Source organism: Mixta mediterraneensis (assembly GCF_014946725.1).
Classification (GTDB): Bacteria; Pseudomonadota; Gammaproteobacteria; order Enterobacterales; family Enterobacteriaceae; genus Pantoea; species Pantoea mediterraneensis.
In genome coordinates this window covers 375,887-391,697 of sequence record NZ_JACFXY010000002.1, presented here as the reverse complement: position 1 = coordinate 391,697, position 15,811 = coordinate 375,887, and the positions used below count along the sequence as shown (strand labels likewise).

24 protein-coding genes and 2 tRNA genes are annotated in these 15,811 nt (G+C 51.6%); 18 read left to right on the top strand and 8 right to left on the bottom strand.

Annotated features, from left to right (window positions below; genetic code table 11):
• The 3 genes from H2P46_RS06105 to H2P46_RS06095 form a co-directional block, all read right to left on the bottom strand.
• On the bottom strand, nucleotides 1-273 hold the full coding sequence (locus tag H2P46_RS06105) for a hypothetical protein (RefSeq protein WP_193404278.1): 273 nt from the start codon (nucleotides 271-273) through the stop codon (nucleotides 1-3).
• 154 nt (nucleotides 274-427) lie between these two features.
• On the bottom strand, nucleotides 428-733 hold the full coding sequence (locus tag H2P46_RS06100; RefSeq protein ID WP_193404277.1) for a hypothetical protein: 306 nt from the start codon (nucleotides 731-733) through the stop codon (nucleotides 428-430).
• Between the two features lie 152 nt (nucleotides 734-885).
• Entirely contained in the window at nucleotides 886-1,605 is a 720-nt protein-coding gene (locus H2P46_RS06095) for an XRE family transcriptional regulator (RefSeq protein WP_193404276.1), read from the bottom strand.
• A 110-nt stretch (nucleotides 1,606-1,715) separates the two neighbouring features.
• Here H2P46_RS06095 and H2P46_RS06090 point away from each other — a divergent pair, with 110 nt between their 5' ends.
• From H2P46_RS06090 to H2P46_RS06060, 7 genes are all read left to right on the top strand, one after another.
• Nucleotides 1,716-1,952, top strand: coding sequence for a helix-turn-helix domain-containing protein (locus H2P46_RS06090; protein ID WP_202987353.1), 237 nt, complete (start codon nucleotides 1,716-1,718; stop codon nucleotides 1,950-1,952).
• The gene (locus H2P46_RS06085; protein WP_238938941.1) at nucleotides 1,870-2,283 is read left to right on the top strand and encodes a hypothetical protein; all 414 of its coding nucleotides are present in this window, start codon (nucleotides 1,870-1,872) and stop codon (nucleotides 2,281-2,283) included. Before H2P46_RS06090 ends, H2P46_RS06085 begins: the two co-directional genes overlap by 83 nt.
• 146 nt (nucleotides 2,284-2,429) lie before the next feature.
• A complete protein-coding gene (locus H2P46_RS06080; protein WP_193404274.1) occupies nucleotides 2,430-3,260 on the top strand; it encodes a hypothetical protein in 831 nt (276 codons plus the stop codon).
• Complete coding sequence (locus H2P46_RS06075) at nucleotides 3,253-4,758, top strand: DEAD/DEAH box helicase (protein WP_193404273.1); 1,506 nt, start codon at nucleotides 3,253-3,255, stop codon at nucleotides 4,756-4,758. Before H2P46_RS06080 ends, H2P46_RS06075 begins: the two co-directional genes overlap by 8 nt.
• Nucleotides 4,758-5,741, top strand: coding sequence for a toprim domain-containing protein (locus H2P46_RS06070; RefSeq protein WP_193404272.1), 984 nt, complete (start codon nucleotides 4,758-4,760; stop codon nucleotides 5,739-5,741). Before H2P46_RS06075 ends, H2P46_RS06070 begins: the two co-directional genes overlap by 1 nt.
• Entirely contained in the window at nucleotides 5,741-6,175 is a 435-nt protein-coding gene (locus H2P46_RS06065) for an antiterminator Q family protein (protein ID WP_193404271.1), read from the top strand. Before H2P46_RS06070 ends, H2P46_RS06065 begins: the two co-directional genes overlap by 1 nt.
• 83 nt (nucleotides 6,176-6,258) lie before the next feature.
• Nucleotides 6,259-7,299, top strand: a complete 1,041-nt coding sequence (locus H2P46_RS06060; RefSeq protein WP_193404270.1) for an IS481 family transposase — start codon at nucleotides 6,259-6,261, stop codon at nucleotides 7,297-7,299.
• Between the two features lie 157 nt (nucleotides 7,300-7,456).
• Here H2P46_RS06060 and H2P46_RS06055 read toward each other — a convergent pair whose 3' ends face one another.
• The 3 genes from H2P46_RS06055 to istA all read right to left on the bottom strand — a co-directional run bounded on the left by H2P46_RS06055 (nucleotide 7,457) and on the right by istA (nucleotide 9,791).
• Nucleotides 7,457-7,888, bottom strand: coding sequence for a hypothetical protein (locus H2P46_RS06055; RefSeq protein ID WP_193404269.1), 432 nt, complete (start codon nucleotides 7,886-7,888; stop codon nucleotides 7,457-7,459).
• 89 nt (nucleotides 7,889-7,977) lie between these two features.
• Nucleotides 7,978-8,766 carry an IS21-like element helper ATPase IstB gene (gene istB / locus H2P46_RS06050; protein WP_193403211.1) on the bottom strand — a complete coding sequence of 263 codons (789 nt, stop codon included), beginning with the start codon at nucleotides 8,764-8,766 and terminating at the stop codon, nucleotides 7,978-7,980.
• A complete protein-coding gene (gene istA, locus H2P46_RS06045) occupies nucleotides 8,763-9,791 on the bottom strand; it encodes an IS21 family transposase (protein WP_193403243.1) in 1,029 nt (342 codons plus the stop codon). Before istA ends, istB begins: the two co-directional genes overlap by 4 nt.
• 409 nt (nucleotides 9,792-10,200) lie before the next feature.
• Between istA and H2P46_RS06040 the strand changes: the two genes are divergently transcribed.
• Nucleotides 10,201-10,275: transfer RNA gene (locus H2P46_RS06040), tRNA-Asn, on the top strand.
• Nucleotides 10,276-10,280: 5 nt separating this feature from the next.
• Nucleotides 10,281-10,355: transfer RNA gene (locus H2P46_RS06035), tRNA-Phe, on the top strand.
• Between the two features lie 50 nt (nucleotides 10,356-10,405).
• Here the strand turns inward: H2P46_RS06035 and H2P46_RS06030 are convergent.
• Entirely contained in the window at nucleotides 10,406-10,669 is a 264-nt protein-coding gene (locus H2P46_RS06030) for a helix-turn-helix domain-containing protein (protein ID WP_193404268.1), read from the bottom strand.
• A gap of 37 nt (nucleotides 10,670-10,706) precedes the next feature.
• The gene (locus tag H2P46_RS06025; protein WP_193404378.1) at nucleotides 10,707-10,883 is read right to left on the bottom strand and encodes a hypothetical protein; all 177 of its coding nucleotides are present in this window, start codon (nucleotides 10,881-10,883) and stop codon (nucleotides 10,707-10,709) included.
• Between the two features lie 315 nt (nucleotides 10,884-11,198).
• On the opposite strand from H2P46_RS06025, the gene H2P46_RS06020 reads away from it, so the two are divergent.
• The 9 genes from H2P46_RS06020 (at nucleotide 11,199) to H2P46_RS05980 (ending at nucleotide 15,811) form a co-directional block, all read left to right on the top strand.
• Nucleotides 11,199-11,432, top strand: coding sequence for a phage holin (locus H2P46_RS06020; RefSeq protein WP_202987352.1), 234 nt, complete (start codon nucleotides 11,199-11,201; stop codon nucleotides 11,430-11,432).
• Nucleotides 11,407-11,874 (top strand): lysozyme family protein, encoded by a 468-nt coding sequence (locus H2P46_RS06015; RefSeq protein ID WP_193404267.1) that lies wholly within the window; start codon nucleotides 11,407-11,409, stop codon nucleotides 11,872-11,874. The genes H2P46_RS06020 and H2P46_RS06015 overlap by 26 nt, the downstream gene beginning before the upstream one ends.
• Nucleotides 11,871-12,086: a DUF7940 domain-containing protein gene (locus H2P46_RS06010; protein ID WP_193404266.1), complete on the top strand. Its 216-nt coding sequence runs from the start codon at nucleotides 11,871-11,873 to the stop codon at nucleotides 12,084-12,086. The genes H2P46_RS06015 and H2P46_RS06010 overlap by 4 nt, the downstream gene beginning before the upstream one ends.
• A gap of 4 nt (nucleotides 12,087-12,090) precedes the next feature.
• Nucleotides 12,091-12,354 (top strand): hypothetical protein, encoded by a 264-nt coding sequence (locus tag H2P46_RS06005; protein ID WP_193404265.1) that lies wholly within the window; start codon nucleotides 12,091-12,093, stop codon nucleotides 12,352-12,354.
• Nucleotides 12,355-12,828: 474 nt separating this feature from the next.
• On the top strand, nucleotides 12,829-13,056 hold the full coding sequence (locus tag H2P46_RS06000) for a hypothetical protein (protein WP_193404264.1): 228 nt from the start codon (nucleotides 12,829-12,831) through the stop codon (nucleotides 13,054-13,056).
• A gap of 143 nt (nucleotides 13,057-13,199) precedes the next feature.
• Nucleotides 13,200-13,490 (top strand): HNH endonuclease, encoded by a 291-nt coding sequence (locus H2P46_RS05995; protein WP_193404263.1) that lies wholly within the window; start codon nucleotides 13,200-13,202, stop codon nucleotides 13,488-13,490.
• A gap of 11 nt (nucleotides 13,491-13,501) precedes the next feature.
• The gene (locus H2P46_RS05990; protein WP_193404262.1) at nucleotides 13,502-13,711 is read left to right on the top strand and encodes a serine acetyltransferase; all 210 of its coding nucleotides are present in this window, start codon (nucleotides 13,502-13,504) and stop codon (nucleotides 13,709-13,711) included.
• Nucleotides 13,712-13,831: 120 nt separating this feature from the next.
• Nucleotides 13,832-14,266 (top strand): hypothetical protein, encoded by a 435-nt coding sequence (locus tag H2P46_RS05985; RefSeq protein WP_193404261.1) that lies wholly within the window; start codon nucleotides 13,832-13,834, stop codon nucleotides 14,264-14,266.
• 12 nt (nucleotides 14,267-14,278) lie between these two features.
• Nucleotides 14,279-15,811, top strand: a complete 1,533-nt coding sequence (locus H2P46_RS05980) for a terminase large subunit (RefSeq protein WP_193404260.1) — start codon at nucleotides 14,279-14,281, stop codon at nucleotides 15,809-15,811.

Genomic DNA, 15,811 nt, shown 5'->3' with positions numbered 1-15,811 from the left:
TCATTTCCTGCCGAACCTTACATTGTGCAGCGTTAAATCTGTCATGGTCGTCAGCTCTGTTATAAGACTATGAAAACGCCCCGCCACTTTTGGATTAGCCATAAACAGGTGGCGATGAAGGAGGCTGTGATACTCATGACTTAACTGGCTGGCGTACTCAGCCGCAGCGCGGGCAGTGTCAACTGCGGAGTTAGAGTAGATACCATCTCGCTCAAGCTTTAATAAATCTGGCTTTTTTATTTCATAGCCATCCAAAACAGTTGATTTACTCATTATTTTTTACTCCATAAATGGCAGCGTAATAAACGCGATGACCATTGAGAGGCCAGCAAGAATTGATAGTGCGATACATAATTCCATACTGACCTCCGTGAAATTTGGTTGCGGAATTCCCCAGCGCGGGCGCTGTAATTTGAATTCGATTTAATTAGCTAAAGAAGTTGTTAATCTTTTCTTTCATGCCGGGAGTTCGGTCAATCATCCCCTGAGTTTTTTTATTTGCATCTTCATAGCAATTGAATATGTCCAACAGGTTATACATACCCCCATTGAGTCCATATAACGCTATTAGCTTCTCATGCTTGCTATATTTAATTTTGAAAGGTGGTGAATTGTCACCTTTGTCTTCAAAGGTAAGTTCGAAGCAAGGGTTAACTTTGTGAAAACAATTCACAATTTCTTTGTTTTTTTTATTAACAAGAATTGCCTTAGGTAAATCCTGTGAGATGACCATCTCATTAACTCCAATAGCTGCCGATGAGATAAAGGTAAATCATCAATTAACTTTGGTAAACAACTAAAGTTAATAAAATTCCGTATTTTTTATATTTCATTGATTTTACGCGAAAAAAAACCGGCTTTCGCCGGTCTTATTATTAACTTTGATTAGTAATCAACCACTGACCACCAAAAAACACGCCCTATAATCTCTAGCTCTTTAAGATCGCACTCTTCGGGGGTATGCTCAGCTGAGTTGAAACTCCTAATACTGACTCTATGAGGGCCTACCCTGTAAAGCATCTTAATGCGCTTCCATCCATCTTGCGCGATGGCGTATATCTTGCCATCAATAATGCGCTTGTCGTCGGTATTTACCGCGACAGTTGTGCCGTCAGGGATATTAGGCTCCATACTATCGCCCCTTGCAGGGAAGCAAAGCACCCCTTTACCATCAGTTCTTGCACCTACTCGGCGCAATGTCGCTTTTGAAAATCTCAACTTGAACCCATTGTAGTCTTCGTCCGTACAACTACCATCACCACAGGCAAATTCAATGTCCCTGAGAAATGGAACCTCAACCTCATCTGAGTTAAGAGGCGTGTTTCCATCCCAAGAGTCGACCTGTATCCACTCATCTTGAGGTGGTATAGCCCCCGAAGGAGTGCCTTTGCTCACCGATACTATGGGTCCTTTGCCGGTAGAGAGCCATTCAGGCTCAACACCAAGCGCATTTGAAATCTCCACTAATTTTCTTGTGGTAACTGATTTTCCAGATATCAACTTCCAAATACTGGGCACAGATACGCCCACCGCTTGCGCAAGCGATGCCTGTGTGTATCCAGCGTCTTTCATTGCGGACTGAAGCCGCTCAGCAAATGTTTTCATGACCCGAATTCTATACCTTTAGTTAATAACTGTAAATTAACTTACGGTATTGCCTAAAGTTAATCAACAGTCTAAAATCTGAATGTTGATTTTAACTTTGGGAAACAAAAATGATTAATCCTTACATTCAGCAGGCTGTAGATCAGGCTGGAAGCCAGGCGGCTTTGGCCCGCGCTTGTGGCGTTTCATCGGTGGCTGTTTTCCGCTGGTTAAATGGTCGTCGCGTCAAGGCTGATTACGTCATGGCGATTGTTAAAGCATCAAATGGGAGCGTTCAACCCCACCAAATCCGGCCCGATCTTCCAGATTTATTCCCCCACCCAGCAGGACCCGGCCATGCAGCCTGATTACCTCGCCACGGTGATGCCATCCGTTTTCGTTCCGGAGGATGGCAAGTGGATTCAGGAGCAACTTAACCGTCTGCCGGTATCCATGCGGCACAAGGTGGCGCTTCTCTATGCTGATCGCTACCAGGAGTCTTTCGACGCTGAACCTCTGGCTCACAAGCAACAGAACGCTGGGCGCCGCAATGCCAACACCCGTCTGCGCCTGTATGTGAACCGTTACCAGAATGCAGCTATGGGGCTGACTGAAAAACCCACACTTGCCAGTGACCATGCCCAGCCGGTAGCCGCTGTTGAGACCAGAGAGGATCAGCTGGCACAGGGGTGGTGGTGAGAGTCGTGCGAAAAGCGACTCAGGTTTGGGACTGTGTTACTGGCAAAAGTGACCTTTCTCCGATCTGACAGAGATCACTTACTTATGTACCCCCATATTTTTTTTCGACAAATGAGAACAAATCTCAATAAGAAAGAGAGTAGGAAATGAGCAATAAGACACCGGAACAGATCATTGCGAAGCATCGGAAATTTGCTGAATGGAAGCCCGTCCGTGTTGTCGCCGAACTGGTCAAGGCTGGCATGGATCAGCAGCAGGCCGAAGTACTGGTTAAATCCATCACCCCGGCACGCAAAGAGCATAAACCTCACAAGCCCCACAACAGCCACGCGAAGCCGGTGAACATGGAAGACCTGAGCACGCATTACATCGTGGTAGGTGATTACGACATGCTGACGCTGCAGCACCAGGACGCGCTGATCGCCGCCGTGCGCTGCGCTAATGGTCGCCCATCCCGGCACGATGGCGCAACGGCCATTAAGCTGTTCAACCTGGTCAAATCTTACCCATACATCACCACCGCTGAGGTGAATAAACACCTGAACCGTCACGCGTTTATCGACAGCATTCCGCTGTACATCGACGGTATTGAGGTTGCAGGCGAGCCGATGCCGTCAGCGGATAACGATTTCGTTAAAGAGCTTTTCCGGGCTGTAAAGCAACTGCGCAAGATTGTTGACGGACTGAAGATTAACGGGGATCTGGAGTTCAAAAAATTCCTTGAGCGCGTACCGACTGACGAAGACGTGAAACGCGCCGTGGGCATTGTGGCACCGAAAATCATCAACCCGCATTTTCACAAAATCGACTACGAACGTGATTACCGTCTGATGCCACACCCTGCACACCGTGATGACAGCAAGCGGATTATCAACGAGTGGAAAGAACAGATTATGAACAAGGGACACAGCAAGCCGAACGGGAGAACTTTGGCGAGTGATACCGATTCGGCTGCTGCTGGAGGGAGCGATGCTTAATCTCAAACCAAAGACCAAGCAGATCACCGGGCTTCAAATGCTTCGCAGTGACTGGAATAACTATTGCACATTCCTGCTGTACGCACCAGTCGGCTACGGGAAGACATTCGTATCGGCATTCCTGACTGACAGGGCGCTGGAGAGCGGTAAACGCACCATGTTTGTTGCGCCATACCTGACACTGGTTCACCAGACTGCTCAGCGTTTCATGCAGTACGGACTGCCGGAAAACCAGATCAGCTATGTATGGCGTGATTACCAGCCGCACGACCCGGATCGCCTTATTCAGATTGCTTCTGCTGACACGCTGATCCGCCGTGAATTCCCGGACAATATCGACCTGCTGATTATCGATGAAGCCCACATGAAACGCCGTGCGCTGCTGGAGATCATCCGCGACCGTGACATCCGCGTGGTGGGTTTGTCAGGTACGCCGTTTTCCCCGTGGATGGGGCAGTATTACGAGCGCCTTATTAAGCCGACCACGATGAAAGAGCTGATCAGCATTGGTGACCTCAGCCCATACGAATTTTACGCACCGACAACACCGGATCTGGCAGGTGTGAAGACATCCAGCCTGGCGGGCTTTGGTCGTGATTACAACGAGGACCAGCTGGCAGAAATCATGGGTGATGCTGCTCTGGTTGGCGATATCGTCAGTAACTGGCTTCAGAACGGTGAAGACCGGCCCACAGTGTGCTTCTGCGTCAACCAGTCTCATGCGGGGTTCATCACAACAGAATTTAACCGTGCTGGCGTTGCAGCAGAAATCATCATTGACGCGACACCACCCGATGAGCGCCGGATGATTATCCATCGCTTTGAGCAGGGCGCTACAAAGGTAATCGTCAATGTTGGTGTGCTGACGGCAGGTTTTGACAGCGATGTGCGCTGCATCATCTATGCGCGCCCGACTAAATCAGAAATGCGCTGGATCCAGTGTCTGGGCCGCGGGCTGCGCACTGCATCAGGAAAAGACCACTGCCTGATTTTCGATCACAGCGGAAGCATCCACCGGCTGGGATATCCAGACGACATCGAGTATGACGAGCTGCCAGGCAAAAGTGATGGCATGAAAGCTGCCGGCGGCTATATCGACAGCGACAAGCCAGAGAAAAAGCCGAAGGAGTGCAATCAGTGTCACTTCATGAAGCCTGCCGGTGTTTATGTCTGCCCCAAGTGCGGATTCAAGCCCGTTGGCGGTGAGAACGTTGAGACTGACACCAGCCGGAATCTGCATAAGCTGACCGGGAAGAAGCGCATTTATACCCGCAGGGAAAAGCAGTCTTGGTGGAGCCAGATTAAAGGCTATCAGAGATTCAGGGCTTTCAGCGGGAAAAAGCCGGTATCTGATGGCTGGTGTGCGCACACCTTCAGAGAGAAGTTTGGAGAATGGCCTAATGGTCTTTCAGATTTCCCAACGGAAACAGGGCCGGAAGTAGCCGGTTATATCAAGGCTAAGTTCATCGCTTTCAGTAAATCACGAGGTGCCGCCTGATGAAAACGGTTGAGGCGGCAGTTGGTAAGTGGCCGCAGATATTCAAAGCGTTTGGACTGCCTCCTGTTACAGGCCTGAAGCACTGGGCGAAAGAATGCCCTGTGTGTGACCGAAAAGGGAAGTTCCGCATTGACGATAAAGACGGTCGCGGTACGTGGATTTGCAGCTGCGGTAGTGGTGACGGATGGAAACTGCTTGAGCTGACGCAGCAGAAGTCTATCCGCGAATTGTTTGCAGAGGTGGATCAGATTATCGGCAATGTCTGGCAGCGTGACCCCAGCGCTCCGCAACGTCAGAAGCAGGTTGCAACGGTGGATCAAATACGCGATGCCGTATTGCGCAAGTTCGCTGACATGCAGGGTCTGCGCGACACACCCGCTCAGTCTTATCTCAGCAGCAGAGGAATATTCACGCTGCCGGTGCCGGATGCGGCCAGATACTGTTCCAGCCAGCCACTGCATGGTGGCGGCTCACTGCAGGCAATTTGGTCACTGGCAACCGACAGCAAAATGAACCTGTGTTACCTGCATCGCACGCTACTCGATGGAGATAAAAAAGCAGATGTTGATATGGCTAAAAAACAGAAAAAGCTACAGGACGATAGCTATCTGGAATATGCCGTATCGGTAGCGATTAGGTTGTTCCCGGTTGCCTCGACGCTGGGTATTGCTGAGGGCGTAGAAACAGCGCTGTCCTGCAAACAGCTGTACGGCGTCAATACATGGTCAGTCATTAACGCGAACTTCATGGAAAAATTTCTCGCGCCGGCAGGGGTAACACACCTGATTATTTTCACCGACATGGACAGACATACCGCAACGGGGCATTCGGCGGCGTTTGCCTGTGCCCATAGAAATTTACTGGCAAAAAACGACATACAGAAAGTAACCGTGCGCTGGCCTGACTCTGATGACTTTAACGACGTCATCCAGAAAGGCGATCAGGTTCGGGAGCTCACTTTTAATCGAAAGGCGGTAGCATAATGCGCGATATTCAAATGGTTTTGGCTCGTTGGGGTGCATGGGCAGCAAGCGGTGATACAAATATTGGCTACCCGCGTACAGCTGCTGGTCTTTCACGCCTGCTTCCCGCCAGCCGGGCCGGGCGTCCGTCATGCTGTGACGATGATGGCATGTTTATCAGTGAAGCAATGATCCGCCTGAGCAAACACGACGAATACCTTTGCGCAATTTTAGAAAAGTATTACATAGATGGGATGACACTCAGGGCGCTGGAAAAGGTGCTGGGCATTTCCTACAACACCGTTTCAGTGCGCATCCAGCAGGGTGAGAGTTTTATTCAGGGAGCGCTTTGCGCATTGGATATTAAGCTGGAAATGGATCGGGAATGTCAGAAAGAAAATATTTTACCACCGAAACTGAAATTAGTTGTGTCATGTGTATTAGTCGCGACTTGATCTGACACTGGACCTTGAAAGGTTGAGAGTTACCGGTTTTGATATAGGTGTCCAATCCTTAAACAAAACGCGAGGTAACTCTCATGCTTCATACTAACAATCCCATCATCAAACACAAAGCCGGCCTGCTCAATCTCGCCGAAGAACTCGGCAACGTATCAAAAGCCTGCAAGATCATGGGCGTGTCACGCGACACGTTTTACCGTTATCAGGAACTGGCTGCTGAAGGCGGCATTGATGCGCTGGTTAACCAGAACCGGCGGGTTCCCAACCTGAAGAACCGCGCCGACGAAGCCACTGAACGCGCGGTTGTTGAATATGCCGTTGAGTTTCCGGCCCACGGGCAGCACCGGACCAGCAATGAGCTGCGTAAAAAAGGCGTGTTTATCTCCGGCAGCGGCGTGCGCTCCGTCTGGCAGCGACACGATCTGGAGAACTTCCGTAAACGCCTGAAGGCGCTTGAGGAAAAGGTCGCCAGAGAAGGCATCGTGCTTACCGACGCTCAAATCGCTGCACTGGAGAAAAAGGCACACGACGACGATGCCTGTGGTGAAATCGAGACGGCTCACCCGGGTTATCTGGGGTCGCAGGACACTTTCTACGTTGGCAATCTGAAGGACGTGGGCCGCATCTACCATCAGACGTTCGTGGATACGCACTCGAAAGTGGCCCACTGCAAGCTGTATACGAGTAAAACGCCGATCACAGCTGCCGACCTGCTCAATGATCGTGTACTGCCGTTCTATGAGGCTCAGGGGCTGCCAATGCTGAGAATACTGACCGACAGGGGTACGGAGTACTGTGGTAAAGTGGAGCAGCATGATTATCAGCTTTATCTGGCGATCAACGATATCGACCATACAAAAACGAAGGCGATGTCTCCGCAGACAAACGGCATCTGCGAGCGCTTCCATAAAACCATTTTGCAGGATTTTTATCAGGTTACGTTCCGCAAGAAGTTATACGGAGACCTGGAAAGCCTGCAGGCAGATCTGGACAACTGGTTGTGGCATTACAATAATGAGCGAACTCATCAGGGAAAAATGTGCTGCGGGCGAACGCCGATGGCGACTTTACTTGATGGAAAACGAGTCTGGGCAGAAAAGAATCTGAACCAGATTTAATCTGACAGACACCTGTATAAATAACCGGTAACTGTCAGATCAGGTCTGAGCTAGTACATGTCATGACAAAACCGGCTTTATTCTGCTATGAGTTGTCACTACGCACTGACACATAACATTCGAAACCTCGCCAATTGGCGGGGTTATTTATTTCTTTTCACCAGCTCAATTCTTTCTTGAGATGTGACATTTTAACTAATACTTCATCAGGGTTTTTAATCACAAAGCTCGCCGGAAAAAATACCGGGCCATCGGAAGGGTTTTCGTCATGCCAGTGCTTTGTTATTGCAATGTCATGGGCCTCCAGATATTGGTCAATCGCAAACTGAAATTTTTTCCTGTTCCGGTTTGGAATAAGGTGAAGCAGTTTTTTAAGCTCTGACTCTCTGATTTTCCTGAACGGATAAGATCCTCCCTCTATAGCCTCAATCTCGTCGAGCAGCTTTTCCAGCAATGGTGCGGCGGCTTCCCTGAATCTGGTTTTAACGGAACTTTTTACACTGAGAAAGTGCGGAGTAATGATCCCAATCACGGCGATTACGACTCCGATAATTGCAATCCAGTTGCTTAAGCCAAGTGGCTCCATCATGAGGTTTCCATGTCTGAGACGATTAACTGTCAATACCGATCGAATTCTGACCCACCCTGCCAAAGTAAAACTGACCCACCCCCTTTGAATCATTCGAGCGTTGTTGCTTTCGTTTTCTTCTGGAGTTGACCGCTTTTCAGCTTATCTTTCAGTCGATAGCTTTGGCCGCTGATTTGGGCGATATGCGCATGGTGAAGCAGCCGATCCAGCATCGCTGCCGTCAGTGTCTCGTCATCACCAAACGTTCCGGACCACTGCGTAAACGGCAGGTTGCTGGTCAGGATCACGCTGCCTGACTCATACCGTTTAGCGACTACCTGGAAGAACAGGTTCGCCTCCATTTTACCGAACGGCAGATATCCCACTTCGTCGATGATCAACAGCTTAGGTTTACCTACGACGCGGTTCAGGTAGCCCTTCAGGTCACCCTGACGATGTGACGCCATCAGTTGCAGCATCATGTCGGCGGCGGTAATGAACCGAATGCTTAAACCCGCCATCGCGGCCTTATAGCCAATGGCGGTCGCCAGGTGCGTTTTGCCGACGCCAGAAGGCCCGAGCAGGACAACGTTCTCCTGACGTTCGATAAATGTCAGACCCGCCAACTCCTGGATCTGACTTCGTGGAACGCCACTGGCATAGGCGTAATCGAACTGCTCCAGTGTTTTTATCACCGGCAGGCCTGATAACCGCAAAATGGTCTGGCGACGCCGTTCGTTCTGGCCATCATGCTGGAGCTGCAAAACGGCTTCCAGGAAGTCGGCATGCGTGCCGCTGTTGTCGATGGTCGCCTGTGCCACACCCGGCCACTCTGCCGGCAGGCGGTCGAGCTTGAGTTGCTCGCAGAGCGCGGCAATACGATCATGTTGAAGGTTCATGCTGGCACCTCGAGCAAGGCCTGGTACGTTGCCAGAGGATGTTGCAGGCTCTCGGTCGGCACCGGACGCTGGCTGAGCGCTGGGACAGGTGCAGGCAATGCCAACGTGACCTTCGGTAACGGCAATAGCGCAGCACGCTCGCGCGGCATGCGCTGCTCAGGCGGTACGCCTGTGGTGCCATGCACTCGTGTGTTCGCGACGGTGACCAGCCACTCGCCGATGCGTGTGTTGGCAGCAGGTACATCCAGTACCAGCCCGGCCTGCCGGAAGGTCGCGGTAAGAGGCACGATAAAGCTGTTCTTGAGGTAATGGTTAAACCGCTCAACCTTACCCTTGGTCTTGGCGCGATAGGGTCGGCAGACCTTGGGAGTAAAGGCATACTTCTCGGCGACGTGCATCAACTGCGGGTTCCAGCGATGCTTACCGGGGCCGTAGACATCGCGCTCAATGATGATGGCCTTGGCGTTGTCGAACAGCAGCTGATGCGGCGTCCCGCCGAAGAACCTGAGCGCAGACTCAATGCCGTCACACCAGGCAGCGGAGTCCTGGTTGCTGTAAAACTTGACGAAAGTCGCGCGGCTCCAGCCCAGCGTGGCGACAAAGGCCAGCAATGGGTTATGACCGAGTCTGATGATGGTGAAATCAACTTGCATCTGAAAGCCAGGCTCGGTCTCGAAGCGTGTTACCTCTTCAGTGACGGGCTGCTTAATGGGGTGCAGGAAAGCGGTCAGCATGCTGTAACCACCCTCGTAACCACGCTGACGGATCTCGCGCAGCAGCACACTGGCGGGTATCCAGAGGGGCCTGGCAGCGGCCACGCGCTCAAGGATATAGGTCTTGAACGGGTCAAGCTTGCAGGGTCTGGGTGCGCGAGGCTTGTAGCGCATATCCGCTACGGGCAGCGGGCTACGAATATATCTGCGAACGGTCTCACGAGAGCATGAAAGCTGGCGCGCGATGGCGCGTATCGACATGCCCTGACGGTGTAAAACACTAATCTCCACTCTGGTCTCCAATGTCATCATTGGCAGTGCCTTAAAACTGCCATTTTTACCCTAGGTGGGTCAGATTTACATCGGCAGGTGGGCCAGTTTTACATCGGTAGCGACAATTAACGCGATACTTCCAGTATTTTCGCTTGGATTTGCATGTTTCGCGCTGGGGTACATTATCGGTTTTGTACGTGGTCGAGAATGATCACAGATTAGTACTGGTAGGAGCAGTATGGAATCCTGATATTTAAACAGTAAGCACAACAGATAAGCCCCCTGACGTGACATTGCTTTGCAATGCTCGTGTTGTGAAACAGGAGGCTTTTCGTTGTGGTGATTGCGCTAATCGTCAAATAAGCAGGAACAAGTACGCGACTTGTACGATGGCTATCCGGCATTAGACCGGCACACCCTAGCCAGCGCCTTCACCACACAATATTCAGGGTAGGTCGTATAAAGGTTATTACGGTTGGCTGTTAACCAACTTATCGTGGTTCGAATCCACGCCTTCCCGCCACACATGCAAACTTAGCTGAGATGGATTAGCGCTTGCCTGAAGAGCTTGAGAGGGTGGATCGTTACCACTAGTTTGCACCAGACAATCCCCGGTCATGACGATGACAGTAATTACCGCTTAGCGTCGGGGGCTATTTAATTTCAGCGCCAATATGCTGCATCTTCTTCAGCACCTTGTTCAGATCTTCTTCTGAGAGCGCCAGCTGTGCTGCCATGAAGAAAAGAATATGCGGTGACATATCACGCGGTGACTCGCCGCCTGTGTATTTGCGCCACTGGCTGTTACTGGCAACGCCAGCCAGGTCAGCCATCTGATTGCCCGTGTATCCGAGTTCGTCTTTAAGGCGAATCAGATCGTCGGTAGTAGGTGGGGAATACTCTTTAATCAGTCTCATCAGCGCACCTGTTAAAAAGCCCCTTTCGGGGCTTTCGTTAAATCATTTTCAGAAGAACCGTTGTGATTGTTGCTACTGCACCAATCAGGCCGGACGCTACAACAATCGGATACCAGGTTGATTCGCGATTGAGCTTAGAGGTTTCCGCAATCAACTTGGCAATCTCAGCGTTGATCTTCGCTAATTCTGCCTGGGTCATTTCTTCTGTTCTCATGTTCATCCTTTCGGGTTTCGGGCTGCGACCTGTTCGCTACCTCATGTGATAAATGATAGCCCCTTTGGTGCTATATGTCAATGCCCGGAATTACACTTTTCGCCCTTGCCAATAGCGTGACCTCATTGATTTCCCTGTGTGGCAGTGGGCGAATTTTCTGCACAAAAAAAATCCGCACTCAGGCGGATTATTCGTTGTTGACTGCGCAATGGCAGGTCGGTGCTTTTCTCTCGACAAGAAAAGTTTAACCGGGCTTGTCCTGTTCAACATTTAGACAAATCTTAAACCGGACAGGTCCCCATTAAGGGGGTTGGTATGAAAACTATGGCAGACAAAGTAACGACAGCGGCGGCATACACGACCTCCGGCGCTACTTTTCTCGCTGGGAGCATGTCATTGAATGAGTGGCTGGCTATTGGTGGCTTCATTCTTGCAGTGCTGACGTTCGCAGTGAACATCCATTTCCAGCGTAAAAGAGACCGGCGCGAAGAGCGCATGAGCCAGATGAGATGGGGGGCGGCAAGTGAGTCAAATAATCCAGATACTTAATTTTGAGGAAGGTTACCGCGAGTCGCCTTATCTCGATACCCAGGGGTTCCCTACTGTGGCCGGTGGCATCCGCATCGGACCAAAGGGCGCATCACTGAGCAATTACATCTTCCAGGTGCCACGCAAAGTTGGTGATGTCTGGAAGCAGGTAATTGTGGACGGAAAAATCAATGCGATGAATTCCAGAAGCAATATCAAAGCTGCAATGGCGAATTGCAATCCGGCGCGTCAGGACATCCTGATTAGCATGGCCTACCAAATGGGCGTCGATGGACTTGCGCTATTCAGGGGCACACTTGGTTCGATCGCTGCTGGTGATTTCAATGCTGGAGCCAATGGCATGTTGGATAGCCTGTGGGCCCGTCAGACGCCTGATCGCGCCCGCAGACATGCAGAAGTGATGCGAACAGGTACATACGACATCTACAGAGGGAAAATATGAAAATTCAGCTCGTTGAGGATGCCCGCAACTGGTGGCGCTGGCACTCGACAAAAGCGATCGTTGCGTTGGGACTACTGCCTACAGTGTGGTTTGAACTGCCACCTGAATGGAAGGCTGAATTTCCGTCTACATGGATGCGCGTGGCGGCGCTGGTGGTAATGGCTGTTGGCCTGTATACCCGCGTCACCTTGCAGAAACCTCCGAAGGATTAAGCTGATGGGAATTGAAACCATTATCGGCGCAATCGTTGCGGTTGTGGCTGCGATCGCTGCGGCGTTTGGTCTGGGCCATGCAAAAGGCAAAAGCACGGCAGAGGCCAGGGCTCAACAGCAGCAAACAGTAGAGGCAGCAGCGGCAACCAAAGCAGCCGCAGAACGCCGCGTGGAAGCATCAAAAGGGGCCAGCGATGTACAGCAGAATATTAGCCGTCAGTCTGACGACGATGTTGATCGCCAGCTGTGCGACAAATGGACCCGTTAAACCGGTTGTTGTCGATACGGCCTGTGACTGGGTGAAGCCTGTCTATGTGACGCGTCACGATGTAGAAGTGCTGGACACACTGACAAAGCGAGACATTCTGACGCATAACGAGATGTGGCGAAAGAATTGCGGGCCATCCGCAAAATAGAGTCGAGGTAAAGATGGGAAGGAAATCGCCAACACCTGCGACGGCTAACTACCAGCGACCCGCAGCACCGCCGCCACCGCCGGATGCCGATGAATAATTTGCTGAGCGTGTCCGCGCTATTCTCCGTGAGGAAATGCGGATAGGCGGGATTCTCTCGCGGCGCTGGCAGGCATTACAGAGCGTCTGCAAGCGGGTGCTCGATAATGCTGCTCATAGCAAGGCGGGTTCATGGAGCTGGTTGCAACATTTGGCAGTGCGCAATGTCAGATGCCAAGAGCTGGGGACTTAGCCCGCCGTGCTATGAGTATCAACTATTTGGAGTGAATATGTCATATCAAACCGAGCAGCAGCGTAAGCGTCAGCGCGAGGAAGAAGAACGCCGCCGCCACCAAAGCAATACCGGCTCAAGCAGCGATCTGATGAACCCGCTTAACCCCATCAGCCCGATTTACGTTGGCAGCGACTACAGCAGCTCAAGCAGCTCTGATTCATGCAGTGGCGGCTACGACTCTGGCAGTTCGTCAGATAGCGGTGGCAGTTGCGGTAGTGATTAATGCAGGCCGCCTACGGGCGGTTTTATTTTGTGCTGAAAACTGCATTCACTGAGTTCACTTTTCAGCATAGACACAATGAATCATCGGTTGGTGGTCTCACCATTGCCGAGGGTTAATCATATCCAGCCAGCAGGAAACGCTTAATGGCTAGCAATTCACCCTGGCACAACCTCTATAACTCTAAGCGCTGGTATCGACTTCGCTATCACCAGCTCCAGAAGCAACCGCTGTGTGAGTTCCACCTCAGGCGCAATCAGGTTATCTCAGCATCTATCGTTGACCACATCAAGCCACATAAAGGCGATGTTGAGTTATTTCATAATCCCGACAATCTCCAGTCACTTTGCAAGCGTTGCCACGACTCCGTAAAGCAGCGTCTGGAGAAGGGCGGAACGGTGACTGAGTTCGACGATGAAGGGCGCGTTATCTGGTAACAGGAGAAAGAATGAAAGACCTCAAGATTGAGTACCGCGACGGCAGACTGGTAGAGCTGCGTGTTGATGGCGTACTCGTCAATGGTGTCACCGCAATGCACTTCAGCCACGTAGTGGGCGACACAGTGCCACGGCTCACCCTGACCACGGGCCTCACCGGCACCGAGTCCCTGAGTATTGGTGCGGACACCCCGCAGAAGCCACGCTACATCCATAAATGAGAATAAATCTCAAATGTGCATCAGCAGGCAGGGGGAGGGGCAAAACTCTGACCGACCTCGCGTAAAGACCGCGCCCTCAGTCTTTTTTTTAAAAACGTCCAGAAAAAAAGGAAAAATGCGATGGCTCAGCGAGGCAGAAAATCTCTTGCCGCGACGTCGGCTGTCTCGCTGCCAGCACTGGCTGAAAGCAGGTTACAGCCTTCATTGCACCTCAGTGACCCTGAAATAAATGTCTGGGTCCGGCTCGTTAACGACAATCCGGCCAGTTCATTCACCGAAACTCATCGCGACATGATGGAGATGTACTGCCGTCATGTGGTGCAGGCGCGACTGCTGACCACTCAGCTTGAAGATTTTGAGATGGAGTGGCTGTCTCGTGAAGACGGTCTGAAGCGTTACGACAAGCTTCTTACCATGCGTGAACGCGAGGTGCGTTCGGCATCCTCTCTGGCGACCAGGCTGAGGATCACCCGGCAAGCGACGGCAGACCCCAAAACAGTGGGGCGTGCACATAACAATCTCGCCCGGGAGAAAAAACCCTGGGAAATTGATTAAGGCTGTTAGCCGATGGCTAAAAAAATTCTGACAAGGGCCGAACGCAACATTGCCTGGTGCGAAAAGCACATCCTGATCCCTGAAGGTAAATATGTCGGCCAGCCTCTTAAAATGGCTGATTTTATGAAGGACGACTTCAGAGCCATTTTCGACAACGAGCATGGTACTCGACGGGCGATCATCAGCCGGGGGCGCAAGAACGCTAAAACGGTAGAGACAGCGATGTTAATGCTGCTTTATCTGGTTGGCCCGGAGGCGGCGCATAACTCGCAGCTGTACTCAGCAGCCCGATCACGCGATCAGGCCGCCATCCTTTTTAACCTGGCGTCGAAAATGTGCCGCATGAATCCTTCGCTCATGCAGTACGTGGCTATTAAAGATTCAGCGAAAGAAATTCACTGTCCCGATCTTGGCTCTTATTACCGTGCGTTGAGCGCCGAAGCTACCACAGCCTATGGCTTCTCGCCGCGCTTTGTCGCCCACGATGAACTTGGGCAGGTGCGCGGGCCGCGTGATCCTTTATATGAGGCACTGGAAACGGCAACTGCTGCTCAGGACAATCCCATTTCCGTCATCATCAGCACGCAGGCACCCGATGCGAGTGACCTGCTCAGCCTGCTTATTGACGATGGTCTGACGGGCGCAGACCCGCGAACGGTAGTCAGGTTACAGACCGCGCCAGAAGACATCGACCCGTTCTCAGTTGAGGCGATAAGACTGGCGAACCCGGCGTTCGACGTGTTCATGAATCAAAAAGAAGTTCTGGATATGGCCGCGAGCGCTAAGCGCCTGCCGTCCCGCCAGGCTGAATTTGAAAACCTCGTGTTGAACCGCAGGGTGGAGGCAAAAAGCCCGTTCGTCAGCCAGACCGTCTGGCACATGAATAAAGAAGAGCCCGATGAACTCACTGGCAAAACAGTTTGGGGTGGGCTTGACCTGTCGAGCGTATCAGACCTGACTGCGCTGGTGCTGACAACGGCTAAAGGCGATGTTCACAGCAAGTTCTGGCTTCCGGCTGATGGTCTGGCAGACAAAGCGCGCAATGACCGCGTGCCTTATGACATCTGGGCGCGACAGGGATTCCTTAATACGACGCCCGGCAAGGCAATTGAATACGCCTTCATTGCAAGAGAGCTTAGGAAAATTTTCGACTCCTGCAATGTCCGCGCTATCGCATTTGACCGCTACAACATGCGATTTCTTCGTCCGCACCTGATTGATGCTGGCTTTACGGAAGCCGGGCTTGAGCGATTCGTTGAGTTCGGTCAGGGATTTGTCTCAATGTCTCCTGCGCTCAGGGAGCTTGAAGCCAAGCTTCTCGGCGCGCAACTGAAGCATGGCAACCATCCTATTCTGGAAATGTGTGCCAAGAACGCTACGGTCATCACCGATCCCGCTGGAAACCGTAAGTTTGTAAAAGGCAAATCCAGCGGGCGCATTGATGGCATGGTCGCGCTTGCTATGTCCATCGGCGCGCAGACCAGCGACGAGGTAGAGGACCAGGGCGACGTTAACGATTTCATTTACAACTTTTTGAGCGTTTAA

What these genes read in the sequence shown, in the direction of transcription:
- H2P46_RS06105 (WP_193404278.1), bottom strand. Translation starts at nt 273, where the DNA reads ATGAGTAAATCAACTGTTTTGGATGGCTATGAAATAAAAAAGCCAGAT.
- H2P46_RS06100 (WP_193404277.1), bottom strand. Translation starts at nt 733, where the DNA reads ATGGTCATCTCACAGGATTTACCTAAGGCAATTCTTGTTAATAAAAAA.
- H2P46_RS06095 (WP_193404276.1), bottom strand. Translation starts at nt 1,605, where the DNA reads ATGAAAACATTTGCTGAGCGGCTTCAGTCCGCAATGAAAGACGCTGGA.
- H2P46_RS06090 (WP_202987353.1), top strand. Translation starts at nt 1,716, where the DNA reads ATGATTAATCCTTACATTCAGCAGGCTGTAGATCAGGCTGGAAGCCAG.
- H2P46_RS06085 (WP_238938941.1), top strand. Translation starts at nt 1,870, where the DNA reads ATGGGAGCGTTCAACCCCACCAAATCCGGCCCGATCTTCCAGATTTAT.
- H2P46_RS06080 (WP_193404274.1), top strand. Translation starts at nt 2,430, where the DNA reads ATGAGCAATAAGACACCGGAACAGATCATTGCGAAGCATCGGAAATTT.
- H2P46_RS06075 (WP_193404273.1), top strand. Translation starts at nt 3,253, where the DNA reads ATGCTTAATCTCAAACCAAAGACCAAGCAGATCACCGGGCTTCAAATG.
- H2P46_RS06070 (WP_193404272.1), top strand. Translation starts at nt 4,758, where the DNA reads ATGAAAACGGTTGAGGCGGCAGTTGGTAAGTGGCCGCAGATATTCAAA.
- H2P46_RS06065 (WP_193404271.1), top strand. Translation starts at nt 5,741, where the DNA reads ATGCGCGATATTCAAATGGTTTTGGCTCGTTGGGGTGCATGGGCAGCA.
- H2P46_RS06060 (WP_193404270.1), top strand. Translation starts at nt 6,259, where the DNA reads ATGCTTCATACTAACAATCCCATCATCAAACACAAAGCCGGCCTGCTC.
- H2P46_RS06055 (WP_193404269.1), bottom strand. Translation starts at nt 7,888, where the DNA reads ATGATGGAGCCACTTGGCTTAAGCAACTGGATTGCAATTATCGGAGTC.
- istB (WP_193403211.1), bottom strand. Translation starts at nt 8,766, where the DNA reads ATGAACCTTCAACATGATCGTATTGCCGCGCTCTGCGAGCAACTCAAG.
- istA (WP_193403243.1), bottom strand. Translation starts at nt 9,791, where the DNA reads ATGATGACATTGGAGACCAGAGTGGAGATTAGTGTTTTACACCGTCAG.
- H2P46_RS06030 (WP_193404268.1), bottom strand. Translation starts at nt 10,669, where the DNA reads ATGAGACTGATTAAAGAGTATTCCCCACCTACTACCGACGATCTGATT.
- H2P46_RS06025 (WP_193404378.1), bottom strand. Translation starts at nt 10,883, where the DNA reads ATGAGAACAGAAGAAATGACCCAGGCAGAATTAGCGAAGATCAACGCT.
- H2P46_RS06020 (WP_202987352.1), top strand. Translation starts at nt 11,199, where the DNA reads ATGAAAACTATGGCAGACAAAGTAACGACAGCGGCGGCATACACGACC.
- H2P46_RS06010 (WP_193404266.1), top strand. Translation starts at nt 11,871, where the DNA reads ATGAAAATTCAGCTCGTTGAGGATGCCCGCAACTGGTGGCGCTGGCAC.
- H2P46_RS06005 (WP_193404265.1), top strand. Translation starts at nt 12,091, where the DNA reads ATGGGAATTGAAACCATTATCGGCGCAATCGTTGCGGTTGTGGCTGCG.
- H2P46_RS06000 (WP_193404264.1), top strand. Translation starts at nt 12,829, where the DNA reads ATGTCATATCAAACCGAGCAGCAGCGTAAGCGTCAGCGCGAGGAAGAA.
- H2P46_RS05995 (WP_193404263.1), top strand. Translation starts at nt 13,200, where the DNA reads ATGGCTAGCAATTCACCCTGGCACAACCTCTATAACTCTAAGCGCTGG.
- H2P46_RS05990 (WP_193404262.1), top strand. Translation starts at nt 13,502, where the DNA reads ATGAAAGACCTCAAGATTGAGTACCGCGACGGCAGACTGGTAGAGCTG.
- H2P46_RS05985 (WP_193404261.1), top strand. Translation starts at nt 13,832, where the DNA reads ATGGCTCAGCGAGGCAGAAAATCTCTTGCCGCGACGTCGGCTGTCTCG.
- H2P46_RS05980 (WP_193404260.1), top strand. Translation starts at nt 14,279, where the DNA reads ATGGCTAAAAAAATTCTGACAAGGGCCGAACGCAACATTGCCTGGTGC.